16 protein-coding genes and 3 pseudogenes are annotated in these 23069 nt (G+C 67.0%); 13 read left to right on the top strand and 6 right to left on the bottom strand.

The window, feature by feature from the left end:
• Positions 1 to 9: 9 nt before the first annotated feature.
• Together ku and ACWC5O_RS13695 are read left to right on the top strand one after the other, a co-directional pair.
• On the top strand, positions 10 to 1098 hold the full coding sequence (gene ku / locus ACWC5O_RS13700) for a non-homologous end joining protein Ku (protein ID WP_450580863.1): 1089 nt from the start codon (positions 10 to 12) through the stop codon (positions 1096 to 1098).
• A gap of 295 nt (positions 1099 to 1393) precedes the next feature.
• On the top strand, positions 1394 to 2461 hold the full coding sequence (locus tag ACWC5O_RS13695) for a hypothetical protein (protein WP_450581097.1): 1068 nt from the start codon (positions 1394 to 1396) through the stop codon (positions 2459 to 2461).
• A gap of 147 nt (positions 2462 to 2608) precedes the next feature.
• Here ACWC5O_RS13695 and ACWC5O_RS13690 read toward each other — a convergent pair whose 3' ends face one another.
• Together ACWC5O_RS13690 and ACWC5O_RS13685 are read right to left on the bottom strand one after the other, a co-directional pair.
• On the bottom strand, positions 2609 to 4537 hold the full coding sequence (locus ACWC5O_RS13690) for a serine/threonine-protein kinase (RefSeq protein ID WP_450580862.1): 1929 nt from the start codon (positions 4535 to 4537) through the stop codon (positions 2609 to 2611).
• A gap of 336 nt (positions 4538 to 4873) precedes the next feature.
• Entirely contained in the window at positions 4874 to 6514 is a 1641-nt protein-coding gene (locus ACWC5O_RS13685) for an ATP-binding cassette domain-containing protein (protein WP_450580861.1), read from the bottom strand.
• A 248-nt stretch (positions 6515 to 6762) separates the two neighbouring features.
• Between ACWC5O_RS13685 and ACWC5O_RS13680 the strand changes: the two are divergent.
• The 3 genes and pseudogenes from ACWC5O_RS13680 to ACWC5O_RS13670 form a co-directional block, all read left to right on the top strand.
• A pseudogene (locus ACWC5O_RS13680) lies at positions 6763 to 7509 on the top strand (serine/threonine-protein kinase); the annotation flags it as partial.
• 512 nt (positions 7510 to 8021) lie between these two features.
• Positions 8022 to 8222: a hypothetical protein gene (locus ACWC5O_RS13675; RefSeq protein WP_450581109.1), complete on the top strand. Its 201-nt coding sequence runs from the start codon at positions 8022 to 8024 to the stop codon at positions 8220 to 8222.
• Positions 8167 to 8457, top strand: a complete 291-nt coding sequence (locus tag ACWC5O_RS13670; protein WP_450581108.1) for a hypothetical protein — start codon at positions 8167 to 8169, stop codon at positions 8455 to 8457. The genes ACWC5O_RS13675 and ACWC5O_RS13670 overlap by 56 nt, the downstream gene beginning before the upstream one ends.
• A gap of 27 nt (positions 8458 to 8484) precedes the next feature.
• On the opposite strand, the gene ACWC5O_RS13665 is transcribed toward ACWC5O_RS13670, so the two are convergent.
• Entirely contained in the window at positions 8485 to 8802 is a 318-nt protein-coding gene (locus tag ACWC5O_RS13665) for a hypothetical protein (RefSeq protein WP_450580860.1), read from the bottom strand.
• 362 nt (positions 8803 to 9164) lie between these two features.
• Between ACWC5O_RS13665 and ACWC5O_RS13660 the strand changes: the two genes are divergently transcribed.
• Positions 9165 to 10394, top strand: coding sequence for an IS701 family transposase (locus ACWC5O_RS13660; protein WP_450580859.1), 1230 nt, complete (start codon positions 9165 to 9167; stop codon positions 10392 to 10394).
• Between the two features lie 584 nt (positions 10395 to 10978).
• Here the strand turns inward: ACWC5O_RS13660 and ACWC5O_RS13655 are convergent.
• Entirely contained in the window at positions 10979 to 12013 is a 1035-nt protein-coding gene (locus ACWC5O_RS13655; RefSeq protein WP_450580858.1) for a CPBP family intramembrane glutamic endopeptidase, read from the bottom strand.
• 421 nt (positions 12014 to 12434) lie between these two features.
• On the opposite strand from ACWC5O_RS13655, the gene ACWC5O_RS13650 reads away from it, so the two are divergent.
• Both ACWC5O_RS13650 and ACWC5O_RS13645 read left to right on the top strand, forming a co-directional pair.
• Complete coding sequence (locus tag ACWC5O_RS13650; protein ID WP_450580857.1) at positions 12435 to 14168, top strand: SpoIIE family protein phosphatase; 1734 nt, start codon at positions 12435 to 12437, stop codon at positions 14166 to 14168.
• 76 nt (positions 14169 to 14244) lie between these two features.
• A pseudogene (locus ACWC5O_RS13645) lies at positions 14245 to 14361 on the top strand (IS481 family transposase); the annotation flags it as partial.
• Here the strand turns inward: ACWC5O_RS13645 and ACWC5O_RS13640 are convergent.
• The gene (locus ACWC5O_RS13640) at positions 14358 to 15137 is read right to left on the bottom strand and encodes a DUF3592 domain-containing protein (protein ID WP_450580856.1); all 780 of its coding nucleotides are present in this window, start codon (positions 15135 to 15137) and stop codon (positions 14358 to 14360) included. The pseudogene ACWC5O_RS13645 and the gene ACWC5O_RS13640 overlap by 4 nt on opposite strands.
• A 1091-nt stretch (positions 15138 to 16228) precedes the next feature.
• Between ACWC5O_RS13640 and ACWC5O_RS13635 the strand changes: the two genes are divergently transcribed.
• The 4 genes and pseudogenes from ACWC5O_RS13635 (at position 16229) to ACWC5O_RS13620 (ending at position 20065) form a co-directional block, all read left to right on the top strand.
• A complete protein-coding gene (locus tag ACWC5O_RS13635; protein ID WP_450581096.1) occupies positions 16229 to 17047 on the top strand; it encodes a protein NO VEIN domain-containing protein in 819 nt (272 codons plus the stop codon).
• 97 nt (positions 17048 to 17144) lie between these two features.
• A complete protein-coding gene (locus ACWC5O_RS13630) occupies positions 17145 to 19004 on the top strand; it encodes a DNA/RNA helicase domain-containing protein (protein ID WP_450580855.1) in 1860 nt (619 codons plus the stop codon).
• Between the two features lie 33 nt (positions 19005 to 19037).
• Entirely contained in the window at positions 19038 to 19208 is a 171-nt protein-coding gene (locus tag ACWC5O_RS13625; RefSeq protein WP_450580854.1) for a hypothetical protein, read from the top strand.
• A 106-nt stretch (positions 19209 to 19314) separates the two neighbouring features.
• Positions 19315 to 20065 (top strand): annotated as a pseudogene (locus ACWC5O_RS13620) (transposase family protein).
• Between the two features lie 599 nt (positions 20066 to 20664).
• On the opposite strand, the gene ACWC5O_RS13615 reads toward ACWC5O_RS13620, so the two are convergent.
• Positions 20665 to 21522 (bottom strand): hypothetical protein, encoded by an 858-nt coding sequence (locus tag ACWC5O_RS13615; protein WP_450580853.1) that lies wholly within the window; start codon positions 21520 to 21522, stop codon positions 20665 to 20667.
• Positions 21523 to 22075: 553 nt separating this feature from the next.
• Here ACWC5O_RS13615 and ACWC5O_RS13610 point away from each other — a divergent pair.
• Complete coding sequence (locus ACWC5O_RS13610; protein ID WP_450580852.1) at positions 22076 to 22933, top strand: DUF6551 family protein; 858 nt, start codon at positions 22076 to 22078, stop codon at positions 22931 to 22933.
• Positions 22934 to 23069 lie beyond the last annotated feature (136 nt).

The raw sequence follows: 23069 nt of genomic DNA, 5'->3' as shown, positions 1-23069 counted from the left end.
GTGCTGCACGTGCGATCCATATGGAACGGCGCCATCTCCTTCGGTCTCGTCAGCATCCCGATCAAGCTGGTGAACGCCACCGAGAGCCACTCGATCTCCTTCCGCCAGATCCACACCGAGGACAACGGCCGCATCCGCTACCGCAAGGTGTGCGAACTGGAGGACCGCGAGGTCAGCCAGGCCGAGATCGGCAAGGGGTACGAGGACGCGGACGGCACGATCATCCCGATCAGCGACGAGGACCTCTCCCACCTCCCGATCCCGACCGCCCGCACGATCGAGATCGTCGCCTTCGTGCCGGCCGACCGGATCGACCCGCTCCAGATGGACGCGGCCTACTACCTCGCCGCCGGCGGAGCCCCCGCCGCCAAGCCGTACACCCTCCTGCGCGAGGCCCTCAAGCGCAGCGACAAGGTCGCCATCGCCAAGTACGCGCTGCGCGGCCGCGAACGCCTGGGCATGCTGCGCGTGGTCGGCGACGCCATCGCCATGCACGGCCTGCTCTGGCCGGACGAGGTGCGCGCCCCCGAAGGCGTCGCCCCGGACGTGGGCGTCACCGTCCGCGACAAGGAACTGGACCTCGCGGACGCCCTGATGGACACCCTCGGCGAGGTCGAGCTGGAGGACCTGCACGACGAGTACCGCGAGGCGCTGGAGGAGGTCATCGCGGCGAAGGCGGCCGGCGAGACCCCGCCCGAGGCCCAAGAGCCCGCCGCCGGCGGCAAGGTGCTCGACCTGATGGCGGCCCTGGAGAAGAGCGTGCGCGCGGCCCGGGAGTGCCGGGGCGAGGCACCGGCCCCGACCGAGGAGGCCGCGGTCAGGCCCCTCGCCCGCGACCGGGCCACCCCGAAGGAGACGGGCGGCAAGAAGTCGACCTCCACGGCGGCGAAGAAGACGGCCGCGAAGAAGAAGACGGCGGCGGCGAGGAAGTCGACGGCGAAGACGGCCGCCGCGAAGACCACCGCAGCGAAGACGACGTCCAAGTCCACGGCGAAGACGGCGAAGACGGCGAAGACCGCGAAGACGGCGTCCACGGCCAAGACGACGGCGAAGAAGACCCCGGCCAAGAAGACGGCGTCCCGCAAGCGCTCGGCCTGACCGCGCCGTCCGGATGCGGCCCGGAGCCCGATCGCCGGCCATGAGAGACGTTGCTACTCAGGGGGGTGGACCGACCCGCTGGGAGCGTGACGATGCCGACCGGTGACCGACCGTCCGCGGCCGCCTGGCGCAACCTGGTGATGGCCGGCCACCCTCGGCTTCACCCTCACCTTCCGGGCCTGGAACCTGACCGTTCCCCCCGCGGCCCACTCGAGGCACGGCCGACGGCTGAAGATGACCCCCTGATTCCCTCCCCGAGGCGGGACGACTCGGGCACGATGAGGGGGTGACATACATGGTGACCGTGGCCATGGCCCCTCCCAAGGGCGCTCCGGAACTCGACGCGCTCCAGCGGGAGGGCGTCATCTTCCTGCTGAGGAAGGGGTTCGACTCGCTCGAGGCGGTCGAGGGGCCCGACGGCATGGAGATCGAGCTGATGGACGACGTCATCGCCGCCCATCCCGGAGGGGTCCTGCTGAAGCTCTTCGTGGACGCACCGGCCCTGGAGTTCGCGGAGGACGCCGCTCGTGAGGTCGTGGCGGAACTCCTGGAACGCACCGAACCGCTCGCCGACTGGCAGATCACCCGGTGCGCGGTGGAGCTGAACTCCGAGCTGCTCCAGGAGAGCCTCGACGCGGCCGACGGCCCCGACGCCCCGCCGTCCGACCCGGCGGAACGCGCCCGACGCCACCGGGCCGCCGAGCCCGCCCCGGCCCAGGGCCGTCTCGACCCGGCCGAGGTCGAGGCCATGCGCTCCAGACTCCGCGCCCTGGCGCCCCTGCTGGCGGCCTTCCCCCTCGACTGCTTCGGCTACTCCGAGGATCCCGAGGAGCGGACCGTCGGCCGGGAGGCGGCGGAGATCGCGGCCGGCGCCCTCGTGTTCGCCATCGACCTCCTGGTGGACGAACTCTTCACCGACCTGGCGAGCCTGGAGGACGACGGTCCGACCGTGGCCGAGAGCGACGCCACCTTCATGCTCCTGGACGACCTGCCCCCGCAGTTCGCCGACGAGTACACCGTCCTGTTCGCCCGCCGCCTCACCGTCACGGCGGTGACCCTGACCGCCCGCCTCACCCAGCCGCACCCCGCCCGTCCGACCTGCATCGCGGAAGAACTCCTCCTCAGATTCCTCCTCACCCAGGCCGAGGTGACGGCCGACCTCTACGACCTCCTCACCGAGGAGGTCGGCGCGGCCCTGGAGGCCTTCGCCGACAGCGTCGAAGGGGACCTCACCGAGGACGACCTGGACATCGACCCCACCGGAGCGGGTGACTGGTTCACCCCCTACGACGACGAGGGATTCGTCCACCCGTACGCCGCGAACGACGACGAGGAGTCGTTGCAGGGACCCAGCGCGCGATAGGCGCCGACCGGAAGGGATCAGCTCCGTCGCAGCAGTCGGACTCCTCTCCCACCTCGATGCCTTCGCGTGCGACGCCGTCCCCGCGGGGCCGGTCAGCTCCGCGCCCTCGGAGAGGACCGAGCAGCCGACCCGGGCATCGCCGATGTCTCAGGCCGCGTTACGCCACACCCGCACGTCCAGATCGGCGTACGTCGTCCCGGACGAACCCCGGAACGTCACCAGCCCCACATGTCCGGTCCCGCTGATCACGCACATCTGCTGGCCGACGGTGAGGTCCTTGATCCAGATGTAGCTCTTGTAGCCGGTCGCCGCCTTGCACACGTCCAGGCTTCCCTGCCGCCCCACGGGCAGCAGGGCGAGCGAGCTGCCGGAGGTGGTGCCGGGGGCGAGGAGCGCGCCCGAGGAGTAGACGGCGTAGGTCAGATCCTCGTCGGAGGTGCCGGTGTCCGCCTTGGACCGCACCGGGGTGTCCGCCAGGTACAGGTCGTGGCTCTTGGTCATCCGGATCCCCGCGTACGTCACCGGGACCGGCGCCTTCGGAGCCGCGGGCTTGCTCGCCGCGGTGCTCGGCGGAGCCGAGGACACGGTCCGCGTGGGCGTCGGGGGTCCCGAAGGACTGGGCGGCACAGCGGACTTGGTGGCCTTCGCCTTCTTCGAGGCCTTGGCGGACGGGGAGCCGGACGACGACGGCGAGGGCGCAGCGGTCGAGGCCGAGTGCGACGCGGTCACTTCCCGGGCCTGCGCACCGCCCTTGTCACCGTTCCCCGGAACGAACAGCGAGGTGACGGCCGCCCCACAGGCGACGAGTACGACGGCGGCCACGGACAACAGCCAGACGCGCCCCTTGCGACCCTTGCCGCCCGCGGCCACCGGCGCCGTCTGCGCGTCGGCCGGGACCTGCGGCTGCGGCCCGCCGACCGGAGCGTACGCCCCCGGCGCCATGACGAAGGGCCCGGGCAGCGCGGCGTGCGACGGAGGGGTGGGGGCGTAGGCTGCAGGTGGCCCGAACGCGCCGGGACCTGCGGAGGGGAAGGCGCCAGGAGCACCGGGAGCTTGGGGAGCAACGGGACCGCCGGCTGCCCCGAAAGCGCCCGCGGGGGGAGGGGCCTGAGCCGCCGTGCTACCCGTATCCACCACCCGCGCCCGGGCCTGATCGGCATCCGCGGCCCGAGCCTCGATTCCCGCGGCCAACCCGCCCGGCAGCCACGCCCCGGACGCGTACCGAGCCTCGTCACCGCGGTAGGCCTGGATCTCCTGGACGGAGCGGATGACCTCCTCGACGGTGGGCCGCTCGGCGGCGGGCTTGCGCAGACACCGGGCCACGAGATCCTGAATCTCGGCCGGTACGCGGCTGAGATCGGGCTCCGCGTGCACCACCCGGTACAGCACCGCGTGCGGATCCCCGTCCCCGAACGCGGCACCGCCCGTCGCCGCGAACACGGCGGTCTGCCCCAGCGCGAACACGTCGGCCGCGGGGGCGGCCTCCGCACCGAGCACCTGCTCCGGCGCCATGTACGCGACGGTGCCCAGAGCCGTACCGCTCTGGGTCAGTGACGTGGCGTCAGCTGCCCGTGCCACACCGAAGTCGATGACGCGCGGGCCGTCGGAGGCGAGCAGCACGTTCGACGGCTTGAGGTCCCGGTGCACGATGCCTTCGCGGTGCACGGCCTGCAGTGCCTCCGCGACACCGGCGATCAGCCGCAGCACGGTGTCGACGGGCAACGGCCCGTGATCGCGTACCGCCTCGGACAGGGAGGGCCCGGGCACGTAGGCGGTCGCGCACCACGGCATGGCCCCCTCGGTGTCGCTGTCCACGACGGGAGCGGTGTAGATCCCGTGGACCCGGCTCGCCGCGGCCACCTCGGCCTGGAACCGCTTGCGGAACTCGGCGTTCTCGGCCAGTTCGGGCCGGATCACCTTGACCGCGACGGCCCGTCCGCCCGGGGTGTGCGAGAGATAGACCCGCCCCATGCCGCCGGCCCCGAGCCGGGCCACCAGCCGGTAGCCGCCCACGGTCCGCGGATCGCCGTCCTCCAACGGCTCGAAACTCCCCGCATCGGGCCCACCGTTACTCAACACGCCCCACCCCACACCGAGATCCGCTCCGTCGGGCCCCATTGCATCACGGGCCCCATACGGCTTGTCCCGGCACCGGGGCGGATGTTCTGGCGGCGCCTCGGGGCTTCTGCGACCGCTTCTCCCGCACGTTGTGTGGCTCGTCCTTCGACTGCCGGAATCGGCAGTGGATCGTCAGACTTCGATGACTGTGGCTCGTCGGCCGCACAGCGCGGTGAGGCGCAGGAGCCGACCCGGAGCGATTCGACGATCTTGAGCTGTGGCACCGCCCGCGCCGGCACGAGATCACGATCAGCAACTCATATCAGCCCCGCGACCAGCGGTTTCGCACTGCTCCTATTTCCGCATGACGACGGGCTCATGACGGCGCAGAAGTCGGGTGACGGCGTAACCGAACACGGCCGAGAACACGACGAGTACGCCCATGTTCCGCAGCCAGGCAGCTGCAGTGTGGTGGAAGAACGGGTCGGCTTTGTCGGGGGCGACACGGACAAGGTCGACAGTTGAGGCCATGGCGGCCAGAGCCCAGCGGGAGGGCACGAGCCAGGTGAGTTGGTCGAGCACGGGGACACCGTGCAGTTTCAGCAGGGCGCCGCAGAACACGACCTGGACGATGGCGAGGAGGACCAGCAGCGGCATGGTCACCTCCTCCTTCTTCACCAGGGCAGAGACGAGGAGCCCGAGCATCATGGAGGTGAAGGCCAGCAGGGCCACGGCCAGGATGATCTCCACGAGCGGAGCCGTGAACACTCCGTGGCCGCCGGGCGCGTTCAAGTCGACACTGGCCAGGGCCACCAGGGTGAGCACGACGGCCTGCAGTACCGTGACGGAGCCGAGGACGATGACCTTGGACATCACGTATGCCGATCTGGACAGCCCGACGGCTCTTTCTCTCTGGTAGATCACGCGCTCTTTGACCAGTTCGCGTACCGCGTTGGCGGCTCCCGTCAGGACGGCGCCGACACAGAGAATGAGCAGCGTGGTCGTCGCCGTCTCCTGGCCCAGACGACCTTTGGCGAGCGCGAGGGCCAGCGCTCCCATCACGAACGGCAGCGCGATCATGATGGCTACAAAGGTCCGGTCGGCGCTGAGCGCGACCGCATAGCGCCGCACCAGCGTCCTCAGTTGCGCTGTCCAGGTCTGGGGGCGCGGAGCCGGGCCGTTCGCCTGCCCTGCGTCGGATCGGGGTGCGCTCGGCCGCACACCGGCAGCCTCGACGTATTGGTGGTGCTGGGGCGAGCGCCGGTATTCTCCGGCCCAGTCCCGGTCGCGGTCGGCCTCGAACGCCTCGAACGCTTCCGGCCACTCGGAGAAGCCGAAATAACGCAAGGCGTCCTCGGGCGGCCCGTAATAGGCGGTCTTGCCGCCGGGGGCGAGGACGAGCAGCCAGTCGCAGACCTGGAGGCTGAGCACGCTGTGGGTGACCACGATGACCGTTCGTCCGTCGTCGGCGAGACCCCGCAGCATCTCCATCAGGGACCGGTCCATGCCCGGGTCGAGTCCAGAGGTCGGCTCGTCGAGGAAGAGCAGCGACGGCTTGGTCAGCAGTTCCAGAGCCACGCTCACCCGTTTGCGCTGGCCGCCTGAGAGGCGATGCAGAGGCTGCTCGGTCTGCTCGTGCAGGCCGAGTTCTCGGATGACCTCCCCGACCCGCTCCTCCCGTTCAGCCGGGGTCGTGTCCTGGGGGAAGCGCAGTTCCGCGGCGTAGCCCAGAGCCTGGCGCACGGTCAGTTGGATGTGCAGGATGTCGTCCTGCGGTACGACACCGATGCGCTGGCGCAGCTCCGCATAGTGGCGGTAGAGGTCGCGGCCGTCGTACAGGACGGTGCCGTGATCGGCGGGGTGCAGCCCGGACAGCGCGTTCAGGAGGGTGGACTTGCCCGAGCCGCTCGGGCCGATCACTGCGAGCAGGCACTTCACGCCGACGGGAAAGGAAACGCCGGCGATCAGCGTTTTGCGGCCGCCATCGACCGACACGGTCAGATCGTGAACATTGAGGGACACCTCACCGGAATCGACGTACTCCCGGAGCTGATCGCCGATCAGACTGAACGCAGAGTGGCCGATGCCGACGATGTCTCCCTCGACGACGAAGGCAGATCTGACCAGTGCCCCAGCGGGCCACCACAGCGGCCGAGTCGGCTAAGCGCTGGCACTCTATGTACTCCTAGTGCACCTGTTCCACGTGTGGAGTGGCCCCGGACTGGGCGCGGACAGGGACAGCCATGGAGCAGTCACCTGCTCATGAGGGCGATGCACGACTGCTTGCCGGACGGTATCGGTTGGTCGAGCAGCTCGGCCACGGGGGCATGGGCACGGTCTGGCGAGCTCACGACGAGTTGCTCGACCGCGAAGTCGCGGTGAAGGAAGTAATCGTAAGCGGTCTGACACCAGAGGATCAGTCCGTCCTGCATGCTCGGATGCAGCAGGAGGCTCGGGCCGCGGCTCGAATCAGACATCCAAACGTGATCACCGTATTCGATGTGCTGCAGGAGGGTGGCAGGCCCTGGATCGTCATGGAATTGATCGACGGCCAGTCCCTCGCGGACATCATCGCCACCGAGGGAACCCTGCTGCCGCGGGATGCCGCAAGGATCGGGACAGCGGTACTGGCTGCCTTGGACAGGGCCCATCAGCTCGGGATTCTGCATCGCGACGTCAAACCGGCCAACGTCATGCTGGAGCGAAGCGGCAGGGTCGTGCTCACCGACTTCGGCATCGCTCTCTTCGAAGGTTCCTCCGGGCTCACCCGTACCGGAGACATCGTGGGTTCTCCCGACTACCTCGCCCCAGAACGCGCTGCGGGCCACCGGCCGGGTCCGCCCTCAGACCTGTGGTCCCTGGGCGCGACCCTGTACGCCGCAGTCGAGGGCCAGTCGCCTTTCCGGCGCACCTCCACCCTGAGCACGCTGCAGGCCGTGATCTCGGACCCGCTGCCCGAACCGCGTCACGCGGGCCCTCTTGCCCCGGTCATCGAGGCGCTGCTGCGCAAGGACCCGGATGCGCGGCCCACGGCAAGCCGGGCGCAGCACATGCTGGAGGACGTGGCAGCCGGAGTGGCAGCCGCCCCACAAGAAACATATTCCGCCACCCAAGTGGTTCGTCCCGAGGGGGCGGAATCCGCAGGTGAAGCGCCCGCCGACCAGTCCACGAGGCCGGCGCAATCGATACCCGTGCCGCCGTACGACGGCAGGCTTCCAGAAGACCGGGGACCGGGTGCCCCTCCGCCGGGCACAGCACCGACGGCCAGGGGCTCGCCCCCTCCGGATGCCCCGGACACCGGTCGCTGTCGCCGCAGGAGGCTGCTGGTCGTACTCGCTGCTGTACTGGCGACAGTTCTGATCGGCGGTCTGGTGTGGGCACTCACCACCGAGAACGGAACAACGTCGAGGTCGCATTCCACGACGCCGACCGTCACCCGGACTCTCCCGAGGCAGCCTACGGAACAGTCCCCGAGGGTCACGCCGACGTCTGAAAACCCCCCATGGACTACCGGCAACTCCCCATCGGCCACGGCGAGTTCTCCATCAACAACGGCGAGTTCTCCATCGACCACGGCGAGTTCCCCATCAACGACGGCGAGTTCCCCATCGTCGTCGACGAGCTCCACGGCGTCTACGCCACCGGCCGTGAAGAGCCCCGGCAGCACAGTGAAGTCGTATTTCGACGCTATCAACGCCGGTGATTACAGGCGGGCTTGGGAACTCGGCGGAAAGAACATTCAGGGCGGGTCCTATGAGTCCTTCGAGAAATCCTTCGAAGGCACGGCCAACGAATCGGTCACTATCAAATCCGTCAATGGTGAGACGGTGGAGGTCGAGCTGGATGCCACCCAGACGGACGGAACCCACCGTCACTTCGCAGGCACATACACAGTGCGCGACGGTGTCATTGTCGCGGCTGCCATCCATAGGCAATGAGTAGCCGCGGTTACTGATGAGGGGACGTCAGCACCCGGGGGGCGGCTCAGGAGAGTCGGACACCAGGGAGACCGCGATCGCCTTCTCCTTCCGCCGGCACTTCTTCATCGGTGGCGGGCTGTCCAGGCCCCTGTGCAGCTGGGAAAGCAGGCGACAGTGGCGCTGCATCGCCGTCCAGATGCGGTAGAGATGCCGGATCGCTGCAATATCGGCGTGGTCCTTTGGTCTGGCAGCAGCGATCTTCCACCGCAGAATGTCGCCAAGCCGCATGAAGGGGACGCCGTCGATGACATCGGCGTCGCCGATCAGCCGGTCAGTCGACCAGCCTGGGGTCCAGCGGTCCATGATTTCGATGGAAGCCGTCGGATGGACAACCCTCAGGCCGTATCCCGAGACCGTCGGCTCCGGAGCTCCCAGGGCAAGGGCCCGCTTCCAAGCCTCACCTCGCGCGAGAACGTCCAGGTCCCCCATGCGAGCACGTAGGCCGCGGACGTAGAGGGCGGCAGATCCGCACACCACGTACTCGCCGCGTGGCAGTTTCAGGGCGGCTAATTCTCCAGCCGGACTTCTGTATTTTTGCTGGTCAACGGCCTGGCGGTGGGGAGTGTAGCGGGGGTGTGGCCTGCGCGGGACGGTCTTGGGTCGGCCGTCCACCCAACGTGTGCCCGCGCCGCATGTAATAACAACGCTGCGAGCAGTCCGTTGTTGTGATCCACGATGTACCGACGAACGCCTGGGACCTGGAACTCGAAGAACTCTTCCTGCAGACCGGAGTCCGCTTCTGCCGTGTGGAAGCACGGCGGCGGATGCGGGACTACGTCCGCGGCCTGCTCGGCCCGGTTGGCCGCAAGAACAGCTGGCAGCTCGCCGAGTACGCCGGCCACACCACCCCACACGGCCTGCAGCACCTGCTCTCCCACAGCCGCTGGGACGCCGACGGCCTGCGTGACGACCTCCAGGCATACGTGGCCGAACAACTCGGCCACGCAGACGGCGTGTTGATGCTCGACGACACCGGCTTCGTGAAGAAGGGCACCACCTCCGCCGGAGTGCAGCGCCAGTACTCCGGCACCGCCGGACGGACCGAGAACTGCCAGATCGGCGTGTTCGCCGCCTACGCCACCAGCCGCGGACACGCCCTGGTCGACCGCGAGCTCTACCTGCCCAAGTCCTGGACAGACGACCGGGAACGCTGCCAAGCGGCCCGCATCCCCGACGAGCGCACCTTCGCCACCAAGGGCGACCTCGCCCGAGGCATGATCCTGCGAGCCCTGGCCTCCCCGCTCCCCATCGCCTGGGTCACCGCGGATTCCGCCTACGGACAGGACTCGCACTTCCGGCGATTCCTCGAAGACCACAGCCTCTCCTACGTGGTCGCCGTGCCCAAGTCCCAGCCCGTCCACGGCCCGCGCATCGACCACGTCCTCGCCCAGGCCCCGCCCGGGGCATGGCAGCGTCTGTCGGCGGGCCCGGGAGCCAATGGCGAACGTTTCTATGACTGGGCCGCCGCCCGTCTGCCCGCAGTGCGGGAGTTCGACGGTGACGAGCCGGCCCGGCAGCGGTGGATGCTGGCCCGCCGCAGCATCAGCAAGCCCGACGAGATCGCCTACTACCTCGCCTGCGCCCCGCTGGAGGCCACCGTCGCCGACCTGGTCCGCATCGCCGGATGCCGCTGGAAGATCGAGGAGTGCTTCCAGAGTGCGAAGAACGAGTGCGGCCTGGACCAGTACGAGGTCCGTCGCTACGTGGGCTGGTATCGGCACATCACGCTCGCCATGCTGGCCCACGTGTTCCTCGCGGTGATGGCCGTGCAGAAGCGCGAAAAGGGGGCGACGAGGCCGACACACCCGACCTCGTGGCCCTCACACCAGCCGAAATCCGTCGTCTGCTGGCAGCTGAACCCCGTCGCCGTCCTGCACGCTGCGACCACGCGGTGAAGTGGTCCCGATGGCGACGTCGCCACAAGCACGTGCCCGGCGTTGTCATTACATGCGGCGCGGGCACACGTTGGGTGGACGGCCGACCCAAGACCGTCCCGCGCAGGCCACACCCCCGCTACACTCCCCACCGCCAGACCGTTGACCAGCAAAAATACAGAAGTCCGGCTGGAGTACTAAGGCAGCGAAGAGGCCATCCGTATCGCTCAGGAGCACACGTTCTCCAAGGAAGTGAGGCCGTGCTGCGCCGCTGGTCCGGCGACAGCAGGTGACGCCAGCATGTTGTACGCCAAGGCCCTGGTCGTTGTCATGCGTACGAGCCGCACCTTCGAGCTTCGGGCATGGGTTCGCTCCGGATTGCACCGGTGGATCGAGTGGTCCGATGGAGAGTGACCGTCCACAGCGTGTCGGGTACCAGTCGCGATGCGCGACCGTCCTCGTGAGCCCCGGCGTGCCGGACGCCGGGATCGCGCATACGCCAGTGGGCCGGGCCACCTCCGTGACTCGGCCCACTTCCATGGCCCGGCCCGCCGCGCCGACGGGGATGCGAGAGTCGCGTTCCTGGCGTTGTGGCCACGCCCCCGTCAGCAGGCGGGGCTGCCGGACACCTGGGACGCCGCAAGCAGCACGGGTGCGGGCGCCGTGCGGGCGACGTGGAGCCGGCGGCTCAGGTGCAGGACCACCCACGCGTACAGCGCCAGCGCGACCGCTCCGGCCACCAGTAGTTGCCAGGAGCCGTCCGCGGCGGTGCGGTGGTCGGCGACGCCGCCCGCGGTGGTGGCGGCGAGGAGCATGAGGACCAGGTTGGTGCCCACGTGGTAGGCGACGGCCGCCTCCAGGCCACCGGTACGGATCACGAGGAAACTCAGGACGAGACTGAACAGGATCAGGTCGGCGAAGCCCCACGGGGTACCCAGTCCGTGAGCCACGGCGAAGAGCAGAGCGCCGATGACACTGCCGGCCCAGGGGGTGCGCAGGTAGCAGCCGAAGACCTGGGGGATCCAGCCGCGGAAGACGTACTCCTCGGCAGCGGCCTGGAGCGGCACCAGCAGGACGAACACCGTGGCGGAGGCCAGGAACGCCGGCCAGCCCACCCATGCGTCGGACGCCGAGCCGTCCACGCCGGACCCGAACATGAGGGTGAGGGCGGCCGCCAGGATGATCAGGAGCACTGCCGCGGCCACGGCCATCCCCAGACAGACCAGCAGCCAACGCCAGCGCACCCGGCCGGTCACCGAGGACAGGCTGCCGGCTGGCCGGCGCTGCACCAGGCGTGCGGCGAGCAGCACCATCGGGAGCATGAGCGCCAACATGAGCAACAAGGTGGCGGCGTCCCACAGAGGATCGGTGAACAGCACGTGCCCGGGACCGCCCAGCTCGACTCCGGCCAGCGCGGCTGCCGCGCCCAGTATGAAGCCCAGCGGGAACAGGGACAGCCACCAGCCCACCGCGGCGACCAGCGTGGCGACCAGTGGCTGCCACCAGCGGTACCGCTCGGTCCGCGCCAACCGGTCGTAGGACGATCCGACCGACGCGGCGAACACGTGCGAGTCCTGCGCAGGGGCCGGGCTGCCGTCACGTTCCATCGTTTCGCCCGGTACATGATTCTGCGTGCTCATGGGATTCCACCTCGATCTCGAAGGTCTTGCGGGGCCGCTGCCCTTTGCTTCGATGCGGCCGTGGAACCAGGAGACAGGGGGTGGGAGATATCCGTCATGCCACACAAACACGTAACTTGACAGGAGATACGCCGTTCGTTAGGTGAGTGGAAGAGGGAATCGGCCGGGGGGTGATCGACAGCTGACATGGGCGATGAGACCGGACGATGTTCACCTCGGGGTGTTGCGCAGGGGAAGCTGGACGACGGCGTCTCCGGAAGGCGGGTCCGTCGCTTACTGATCCCGTAGTGGTCTGTGGTCTGCCGACACCGAATGACAGATCTGGTTATCCCGGCGGCGGGCATATAGGTAGAGACGCGGGGACCTCGCGCAACGGCCGAGCGAGCGGAACACGGAAGCCCGATCTCCAGGAGGCGCGGAAATGACGGAGCCGGAAGCCACGGAGACCGATTTCAGGAAGTCGAGTGGTGTACCTGGTGTCCGGCTCACGGATGCACTGGAAGCCATCGGTGCTGCCGCCTACGTCGTTGATGAGCAGGGCCGCATCGTCGCCGTCAACAGCCTTGCCGAGCGTCTGCTGGGTCGTTCCGCCGAAGAGCTCGTCGGCCAGGATGCCCACGAGCTGCTGCACCGCGGGCCACAGGGCCAGCCGCTCCCTACCAGCCAGTGCAGCATGCGGCAGGCGTTCCATGCCAGGCGCCCAGCCCAGACCGATAGGGACTACTTCGCGCGTGCCGACGGAACCCTCCTGCTCATTTCGTGGCTCATTGCGCCCTGCGGCACCGGCGGCCCGGATGCTGGATCACTCGTGATCTTCCACGCCTCAGAGCAAGCCCACGACACTGGTGCGCGCTCGGAACAGACCGCCGATCGGCTGAGCGAATTCGAACGACTGGCCTTGCTGGCTGAAACCACCAGCCAGCTGACCTCCACATTTGTTGTGAACGAAGCCCTAGACCGGTTGGTGTCCCTGGTTCTGCCCCGACTGGCGGACTGGGTCGTCATCGACCTGATCACCGAACGCGACGAGGTGTGGCGCACCGCCGTGTTCCACGCTGAAGGGAACACCCTGGTGCAGCACGAGGACTTGCAGGGGCCTATGCCGCCGGTCCCGGCAGAGTCCCCGATGCCCCTGTCCCGGGCTCTGCGCGGCGTCGCCTCTGCCCTGGCCGGACCCGAGACCTACCAGGGCGCTCCGGATTCCGGGATCGCCGCGGAGCAGCGTCGACTGTTCGAGGCCACTGGCATGCACTCCGCGGCAATCGTGCCCCTGCGCGGCACCCGCGATGTCCTTGGGGCCCTTACCTTGGGGCGCGCCAAGAAACCGGGGCACTTCACCGGGGCCGACCTCACCCTGCTGGAGGACATCGCTCGCCGAGCCGGCATTGCCCTGGACAACGCTCGGCTCTACCAGCGCCAGCGTAAGGTCGCCGAGACCATGCAAAACCATCTGCTGCCGCAGATGCCACGCGTTCCTGGCTTGGAGATGACTGTCCGCTACCTGGCCGCACCCGACGCCTCGCAGGTCGGCGGCGACTGGTACGACGCCTTCACTCTTCCAGACGGCGCCACCGCCCTGGCCGTCGGCGATGTCGTCGGCCACGACCTGGAGGCCGCGGCCGGTATGGCCCAGCTGCGCAACATGCTCCGCGCGTACGGCTGGTCCCAGCAAGAACCCCCCAGCCGGGTCGTCGAGCGGATCGATGAGGCGATCATGCCCATCACCGACGTCAGCATGGCCACCCTCATCTTTGCCCGGGTGACCAAAACAGACGAGGGGCACTGGCAGATGTCCTGGACCAACGCAGGCCACCCCCCGCCCCTGCTCATCACCCGCGACGGCCTGGCCCATTACCTCACCGGTGGCCACGGCCTGCTGCTGGGAACCGGAGTCCGCACTTCCCGCTCCGATGCCACCGCCGTGCTGCCGCCTGGGTCCACTCTGCTGCTGTACACCGACGGCCTCATCGAGGCCCCCGGCCATACCCTCGATGACGGCCTCAACCGGCTCCGCCGACACGCCGCTGCCCTCGCGCACCGGCCGCTGTCCTCCTTCACCGACCAACTCCTTCGCCGCGTCCAGCCGCCCGGCATCGACGACGTCGCCCTCCTCGTCGTTCGAATACCGAGCAAGACTCACGAGGAAACCGATTGAAGCAGCGGCCTGGGCCGTGGTCTTCTGCTTGAGGCGTTCGTAGGGTGTCTGGCCGCCGGGGGGCGATGGTAGTTGTAGGACCGAAGCCCTGGCAGACTTCCTCCATACCTACAACCACCACCGCTGCCACGCCGCACTCGGCGGCCACCCACCGATCAGCCGTGTGAACAACGCTTCAGGTCAATACACCTAGGGCCTTGGGCGCCAGGTGTCTGGCGTCTTGCCTGATTCCGTTTGCCGCTTGGTACGCACCACCTCTCCGGCGGTGCCCGCCAGCAAGCCCACCGCCAGCAGCCCGATGACGATCGAACCCTGTCGGATTCCGTCGGCGTCACGTCCGTCGAGGTACGCGAGGCGGACCTCGGTGGGTCGCGCCGGGTTGTAGACGACGGGTATGCGCGTTCCTGGCTTCGCATCAGTTGCTGAGCCGACCGCGACATTGACTTCCGCCTGCACGGGGCCAGACGGTGTACCAAAGCGCACGGTCACGGCGGTCGCCCAGCCTTCCTCCGACCGGCTGGTGATCTCGACCACGGTTGCGTCGGTCCTGTGGCCGTGGTGCCGGAGGTTCGCCAGCATCTGATACTCCTGACCAGCTTTCCATCCCATGACTCCGGCAATGGTGGCGGCCATCAGGAAACCCCCGGCGGCCAAACGGGCTTTGGCCCAGCGGGGGGCCAACAGCCACGATTCCGGACCGAGCCGCAGCAGCCCCGCCACGAGCCGGCCCGGCGAAGGAATCTGGCCGGCCCCGCGATGAGCCCGGCCCCGGCGGCGTACCAGCAGCCAGGAGACACCGTTCGCTGCAGCCAGCGCCACCGCCCAGCCGAGAACGTAGAGCCACAACGGCCCAAGCGGCCCGAATGCCATCCACACCACGATGGCCACGACGACTGCCAGCGGGCCCCAGGTAAAGGGAGTGACGTACTCCTCCCGGCCGCTGCTCAGCCCGGACTTGCGCTCATCCATCTGCGCCTCCACACCCGTTACGAGATGAGACTTATCGGCTGCTGCGCTGGTTGTAGTGGTGTCTGGCCGCCCTGCGCCAGATGCCTCGTCCGTTACGGGCTTCACCTGCGCCGATGCCCCAAGATCCCGCCCACAGCTCTTCCACGGCCCCCGACACAGGGCCGCTTCCGGCGGCACAGCGCTGCACAGACGCGAAGACCCCGGCCTCAGGGTTTCGCTGGTGACGGGGTCTTTGGGCACCTCATGCCGGGTGCCGCGGCGGGGGACTCGGGGCATGGGGGCGGGGGGAACCGCTGGTCGGCACTGGTGAGCTGGTGATCCAGATGGTCGTTCCCGGTGAATCGAGTGGGCACGTAGGCGATCGGTGCTCCGGCCGCAGCGTGCGGAGCCGCCCCTCGCGATCCTCTGCCGCTCCTCGGTGCTGCCGGCAGAGCCACCGGGTGGTGAAGCGTGACCCCACCCCCGCGCCACCTCACTTGTCCCCACCGTCACCATGCAGCGGCGGCGGAGATCGAAGTCCTCGAACTGGTCGATGCGGCCACGACCGACGGCCCAAGCGGGGCGAGCCAGCGACATATGCGTCGTCGGCATTGTCGTTGGTGGGTCGGGCCACTCGGCTTGATGGGCATACAGATCGCGGGTGGCCAAGACCGGGCGAACCAGCGGGCCCTGGTTGAAGCGGGGCCAGTGCAAGCTGACGGGACATCGGCCGGTAATCGGTTCCGTGAAGATGAGGCGCGACCTCGCCCCCTGGCCCTGTGTCTGGTCTGTGTTGCCAAGTCGCCAGCCCCTGGCTTTAGTTATATGAAAATATGATCGCCATGCGGAATGGTCATGGAGCTCAGCCGATCATTGGGATCGACGCAGAGGCAGGCGGTCACGGCGGAAGGCACTTGTCGAGGCACGAGGACAGCCGCACGGACGACCTTCCTGCCCCCCTCCACCGTCCGTCGCGGACAGCCTGCTTCGTGATGGTCCACGTCGGCCAATCGTCCGCAACTCAGCGCAACCTGCAGTACGGGATCGAAACCCGGTCGTGGGGGTTCCCTCTGTGGAGGCCCGAGTACCGGTCTGCGCGCCCACGCTTCGCCGTGTTGGCCACGGGAGTGGGGCCGCGCGTACCACTCGACGTATGGAGTACCAAGAGGATCACTCTGTACCTGTTCGAAGTACGTGAGAACTTCTACGAGGCAAAGGCTCCTCACTGGCCGGACGAGGAAGCCGAGAGCGCCATCAAGTACCCGGTGCGCTTCGGTATCGAGCCGTTGGCTGTACTCCACGATGTCCGTCTCGATGAGGACGGGTCGCTGGGGATCGCCGCCAGTGACGCCATACGTGTTTCAGGGACTCAACGAGGCATGGGCATTCTCGTCGACATGGATCCGCAGCCGTTGCTCGATGCGGCCGGGATCCTGGCGAGCTGGTCCGAACAGCAGACAGTGGCACTGAACCGCACGCCCGGCTTCACCGCGGAGCAGGTGAAGCCGCCCAAGCCACCGAAGCGGCCCTCCAACGGAGCGGGCTTCGTCTCCGACCCCAAGAAGCGCAAGGCCATCGAACTGCACGCGGAGGACATGGCGGTCGCGCACTACGAGCGAGAGGGCTGGACAGTTGAACGCCTTGGCAAGCCGTACGACCTCCACTGCGTGCGTGGCGGGGAAGAGCGCCGCGTTGAGGTGAAGGGGACAACGGGAGCAGCCACAAGCGTCGACCTGACGATCAACGAGGTCGAGCATGCTCAGGACCCGCAGAACACCGTGGACCTGTTTGTCGTCAGCGACATCAAGGTGGACATGCGGACCGACAGCTACACGGCGAGTGGCGGCAGGGTGTTGCACCTCCATGACTGGGCGCCGGCTGAGGAGGACCTGAGGCCGCGGAGCTTCGAGTATCGCCTGCCGCTCGCCTGACTGCCCAGATGCACCTCAGGGGTTCCCGGAGCCTCCGCCAACCCCCTTGCCTTCGAGTCCACCGCCCTCATGGAGATGGTCCGTGCCTCTTCTTCGCATGTCCGCACGTGCCCTGTTCGACCAGTGCAGCGACAGAGCGCTCTTCGAGCGGCTCGCCCAGAAGTACCGCTCCGTACTCTCCCAGAACCCGTCGCCCAGTGAACGCCACTCGTGGGAGAACAGCCTCCCGGCCCTTGCAGAGGTTCTGTGTGACGCGGGGCTTGATGACATCGAGGTGCTGATCGAGCACCGATTACCCCTTACCAGCCTGCGCGCAGACGTTATCCTTGCCGGCTCCCACCCCACGACGGGCAGACCGTCCTACGTCATCGTAGAGCTCAAGCAGTGGAGCGAAGCGCGCCTCGTTCCCGGCACTGACAATTTATGTCTAGTGCCGAGAATGGGCAATCGACCGGTTCTGCATCCCGTGGCCCAGGTACGTCGCTACTGCGACTATCTGCAGGACTTCACCAATGTGCTGAGTGATCAGGAGGACGCCGTCGCGGGCGTGGCCTATCTGCACTACGCAGCCGATCACAATGTCAGCGAACTATTAAGATATCCCGACGCGAGGGCGCAACTCTTCACGGATACATCCCGCGGCGAACTAATCAAGTATCTGCAGGCCCGCCTTTCTGCCCTGGACGGCTCGCCCGAGGGTGACTCTCTTCTGGCCAGCCCCCAGGCTCCCGGCCGTCAACTAATGCGTGCCGCTGCTGCGGAGATAATCGACGGCGGTGCGTTCATCCTGATGGATGAGCAAGAGGTGGCGGCTCGTTTGGTGAAGCGGGCAGCGGACCTGTCGCGGCAGTCGGACCAAAAGGAAGTCCTAGTGATATCCGGGGGTCCTGGTTCGGGTAAGAGCATCATCGCGCTGCACCTCATGGGACACCTCGGGAGGAACGGGCGAAGTGTCGTCCACGCAACCGGATCCAAGTCCTTCACCACCACTCTCCGGCACGTCGTCGGCACTAGAAACGACCGTATTCCAAAGCTCTTCCGTTATTTCTTCGACTTCGCAAATGGAGAACGAAACGAGCTGGATGTCTTGATCTGCGACGAAGCCCATCGCATTCGCCAGCGGTCGTCGGGGCAGGGCGCGTACACCGGGCATCGGAGCGGTCGAAGTCAAGTGGAGGAACTCATCGACGCAGCCAGGGTTCCTGTTTTCCTCCTCGACGAGCATCAGGTCGTGAGGCCAGGGGAGATGGGAAGCGTCAAGACCATTGACGACGCGGCTCACGCGCGTGGGTGCATCGTTCGCCATGTCGATCTCAACAGCCAGTTCCGGTGCGGCGGGAGCCGTGCCTACGAATACTGGGTCCTCCGTCTCCTCGGCCTTGAGCCCGGTGGTCCGATTCAATGGCAGTCCGAGGAAAATTTCGAGTTGCTCGTCGTCGAATCGCCTCAAAGAATGGAGAGCTGTCTCCGAAGTCGACAAGAATCTGGCTACACTTCTCGCATGACGGCGGGATTCTGCTGGCAGTGGAGCGACCCGCGAATTGACGGCAGCTTGGTCGACGACGTGGTCATTGGGGCATGGCGCAGGCCCTGGAACCTCAGAGGTGAGCGAGCTGTAGGTGGGGCGCCCGTATCCTCTCTCTGGGCCACTGATCCGTCAGGCTTCGAGCAGATCGGGTGCATCTATACGGCCCAGGGATTCGAGTACGCCTGGAATGGAGTGATCTTCGGTCCCGACCTGGTGTGGCGCAGAAATGGGTGGCGTGCTGTTCGTGGAGGGAGCAAGGACCACACAGTGAAAAAGGCGAAACCGGAAGCGTTCGACTCTCTCATACGAAACACTTACAAAGTGCTACTCACGCGTGGACTGGCCGGAACCGTACTGTACTCAACCGATCCCGAGACCCGGGCCATGCTGGGTAGCCTGGTTCCCACTGGGATCGAGCAGGGTCCGTGAGTGAGCAGCCCTTCGCCAACTACTCGATTCGCCGTGGCTTCCGAGGAACCGGACGACGCCTACCTGCTCAACGTCCTGGCACACAACTGGCGGCGGGGGCGGTCGGCGGCGGAGCTGTTCCGGGCCGCCGAGCCGACCTCGGTGCCGACGGTTCTCGTTCCCGCGCAGCAACAGCCCGCCGCCCCAGCCGTGAGCGAGCAGTGAAGAAACACGGATCCGGCCTGTCGGCGGGGCGCGGTAACGTCGACCAGGGGCCCCCGAGCTGTTGATCGAGATGTCTGACGTCTCAACCACGCTGCTCGGGGCCTCGTTGGTCATCTATCCTGCCGCACTCGACCTGCCCCATGCACTCGTGGAGTGGGTGACCATGCTCGTCGTCACCCGCGAGGCTGACCGGCGCTGCAAGCTCCGCCCATCTCAACGCGCGATGGTGGCACTGGTGTACCTGCGCGAACACACCACCCTGGCGAAGATCGCTGCCGCGTTCGGGGTCAGCGAATCCACCGCCCACGCCTACACCAGCGCGGTCATCCACCTGCTCGCCGAACGTGCGCCGGATCTGCTGAAGGTCCTGCGCGAGGCCGATGAGGACTTCGTCCTGCTGGACGGCACGCTCGCCGAGTGCGACCGGGTCGGAGACGGACGGGCCGACTACTCCCACAAGCACCGCCGGCACGGGGTGAACGTGCAGGTGGTCACCGATCCGGACGGCCGGCTGCTGTGGCTCTCGCCCGCGATGCCGGGCCGAACTCACGGCCTGACCGCGGCCCGTACCCCACCGGATCATCCGCATCTGCGAGCGCCAGGGCGTCCCCATCCTGGCCGACTTCGCCTACCAGGGCGGCGGCCCCTGGGTGACCACGGGCATCAAACGCCGGCCCCTGCAGGAACTCACCCTCACCGAGAAGACCGTCAACCGGGCCCTGGCCGCGGCACGGGCACCGGTCGAACGCGGCGTCGCGCGCCTGAAGTCCTGGCGGATCTTCCGCAGATCCCGATGCAGCCGAAACCGCATGACGTCAATCGCCAAAGCCGTCCTCACCCTGGAGCGGCAACGCTGAAGAAGCTCAATGAGCCAGATGCACGTAGCGCCGGGGACTGCCGTAACTGTTGACGCACAGATGTCAACTTCCATGCCCGCACAGCGGGCAGAACACCTCCCTGGGGGTCACCAAAATGACCGAGAAGGAGGCTGAAGCGCAGAAGCTCAGGCAGTGTGGGAGATGCAAGTCATAGGCCGGTGGGTCGACGGGGGCAGGAGTCGGGCCCACAGTCCGCGGCCACCTGCTCGAGCGTCACGCCCGGGCCGCGGTTCCTCGCGACCCGCACAACGTCCTCGCGGAACTCCTCGGGATAAGGCTTGGACACAGCGACATCCTTCCCACCCACCCTACAGGGCAAGCCAGTTCAGATGTCACCCGATCGTGCCGCAGCCCCCTCCCCGGAGGTCATGCATCGTCGCTACGCGGGCTGCATCGACGACAGCGAGGCGGAGAACAACCAGAGGATTGAGAGGGCTATGGGTTGGGGAGGTGACGATGGATGACTGCCCAGAGATGTCATGAGTAGAGCTGAGCGGTCTCCTTGGGGGCCGCTCAGTTGTGATGCGTCGACTGGTGCACTCCGCCGGATTGGTCGCATTCGCCGCTGTAGAGTTACCTCAGGCAACCTGGCTGTGCAGTTCAACTTTCGCGGCTCGGACGAATATTACTTCTTCGTCATCGAAACGATGAGCAGCATCGATGTACCTGCTGCTGAGCATTGGAGGACGGGGCGAGTGCCCCTCGAGGAGTGCCTCGAACTCGTCGTATTCGAGGGCATTGGGCGGCAGGGCGCTCCTGGCCTCACGGCAGGACCGTTCTGCTGCTCGGGCTTCCTGAGTCTCGTGTTCGCCCAGGTCAGCGGAATCAGAAGCGGCCGCCGAGTGGAGACGGCGCAGATCGGAAAGCGCCTGCATGAGCCTTTCAGCAGGGGCCCTCACGACCGGTGGCTGATCATTCAGCATTCTGTAGAGCTTTCCCAACGCTCTCTCGAAGGTGGCCTGCTCACCTAGGTAGATCGCCATCAACTGAGCAGCATTGGTCATCCCTGCGGCAGGCGCAGCTACGTCATCGGGGCCCTCTAGTTCGACGATCGTTTGAGCTGCCTTGAGTGCCGCTAGAGAATCGTCAATAGTGGTCTTCCCGGCTCTGATGCTCTCCAGTGGGAGTTCTTCCGCGTTGTCCGCGGCAAATCGCTCCCCCGCCTCCACTACGCGATGCGCGGTCAGCAGGAAGGAGGCGTAAGCATCCCGCTGGATGCCACGACGCCACTGCATATGAGTGGCGTGTGTTTCGGCGCGGACAGCGTCCAATGCTGCACGGTAGGAAGACTGGGCTTGAGCCAAACCCGCCTCACTGGTGGCCTCTGCAGTGCGCAAGGCGGCTTTCATCTGCCATCGGCCTATGAGCACTGTGGTGGGTATCCCGATCAGCGCCACTCCAGCTGCGGAGAGCGCGCCTATCCCCTCAAGATCCATGCCCGTCATGGTGCCGCAACCCAGGGACGCAACCCGACCGCGAGGCCTAGCCACGCAAGCCGCGGTCATGTCCCCACACGCCCCTCACACGAGACCAGCGCGCAACAACGACGAAGAGCGGGACCCAGTGAGACAGGGTCCCGCTCTCTCATGTCGGCATCCGCCCTGGTCAGCGCTTGATCTCTACTGTTCCTAGGCGAGTGCCCCCGGCAGGATTCGAACCTGCGCACACGGCTCCGGAGGCCGTTTTCACCTCCGCCTTTCACGCAGGTCACGGGTTTATGGATGGCAGATGGGACGCGACTCGTCCACAGATAGTCCACGGCGGTCAGTGTGCTGCCAGGGGCCGCGGCTCACAACCCAACCCGTCTCTCCAGGCTGCGGCGTTGCCGACACATCCAACTATGCGGGGGTTTGCCAGGCGAGCAATTCAGCCTACATATGGACCAGTTGTCCGATAGCCTGATCACCGTTTGGTCGCCGTCTCCCGCATTCGGGAGCTGACATGTGTCGTCGTCGCCCCCACTGGGGTGCTGACACAAGAGGAGAATCCTTGTCCGGTAAGGACTACAGCTACGACATCCCGGACCACCCGATTGAGTACATCAAGGTGGACCCGATGACTATCAAGTTCGACCCCCGCGCGCAGCGCAACCTCAACAAGGCCCGTGCGCAGGCCATCGCTGAGAAGCTGGTCCCCACCGCCCTCGGGACGCCGATCCTCTCGCAGCGCGAGGATGGTCTGTACGCGGTGGACGGCATGCACCGCGTCTACGCCTGCCAGCTCATCCGGACCGGGAAGGTCTCGGTCTCGGAGGAGGTTCGCGAGGCTGTCGAGACCATCACCTGCGAGGTCCACTCCGACCTCTCGATGGCCAACGAGGCGTCGCTGTTCATCATCAAGAACAAGGAGTCCTCGAAGGTCGGCCCGAACGACGAGTTCAGGATTGGTGTGCTGGCGGGGCACCCGCTCTTCGTAGACACCAACACCGTCCTGGAGAAGCACCAGCTCAAGGTTGGCAGCAGCTCCACCAACGGTGTGCGCGGTATCAAGGGAATCCTCAGCATCGTCACGGAGCATGGCCCCGAGATCCTGGACCGGTCGCTCACCATCGCCGAGGACGCCTGGGGCCGCACCCCCGACACCTGGCACTCCGTCACCATCGGAGGTATCGCCACGGTGATCTCCAGGCACCCCGACGTGGTCAAGCCCTCGGAGTTGGCGCAGAAGCTCAAGCGTCAGGGCGACCCCATGTCCTTCAGGAGCAAGATCCAGATCGCCGCCACCAACAACAACACCCGTGCCGATGGCACCAAGGGGCGCCTCAAGGCCGCTCACTTGGCGGTGGCCTCCGCCTGGAACGCGAATCGCCGCGTCAACCGCATCCCCGTCCCGAACATCTTCGAGTAGCCCCGGCGCACACGGTGCCCCACCTTCTCACCTGGGGGCGGGGCACCTGGCATTCTTCTGCCCAAGCTGCTCATGGTCGTCGGCTTGATTGTGCGGTGTAGTCGCGGTGTTAGCGGAGTTAGGTACTCATGTGCTT

The organism is Streptomyces sp. NPDC001450 (assembly GCF_053597295.1).
This window is presented reverse-complemented; position numbering and strand designations above follow the sequence as displayed.

Coding starts and splice junctions, on each gene's coding strand:
- ACWC5O_RS13695 (WP_450581097.1), top strand. CDS start 1,394: ATGGTGACCGTGGCCATGGCCCCTCCCAAGGGCGCTCCGGAACTCGAC.
- ACWC5O_RS13675 (WP_450581109.1), top strand. CDS start 8,022: ATGGACTACCGGCAACTCCCCATCGGCCACGGCGAGTTCTCCATCAAC.
- ACWC5O_RS13665 (WP_450580860.1), bottom strand. CDS start 8,802: ATGGACCGCTGGACCCCAGGCTGGTCGACTGACCGGCTGATCGGCGAC.
- ACWC5O_RS13655 (WP_450580858.1), bottom strand. CDS start 12,013: ATGAGCACGCAGAATCATGTACCGGGCGAAACGATGGAACGTGACGGC.
- ACWC5O_RS13650 (WP_450580857.1), top strand. CDS start 12,435: ATGACGGAGCCGGAAGCCACGGAGACCGATTTCAGGAAGTCGAGTGGT.
- ACWC5O_RS13640 (WP_450580856.1), bottom strand. CDS start 15,137: ATGGATGAGCGCAAGTCCGGGCTGAGCAGCGGCCGGGAGGAGTACGTC.
- ACWC5O_RS13630 (WP_450580855.1), top strand. CDS start 17,145: ATGTCCGCACGTGCCCTGTTCGACCAGTGCAGCGACAGAGCGCTCTTC.
- ACWC5O_RS13615 (WP_450580853.1), bottom strand. CDS start 21,522: ATGGATCTTGAGGGGATAGGCGCGCTCTCCGCAGCTGGAGTGGCGCTG.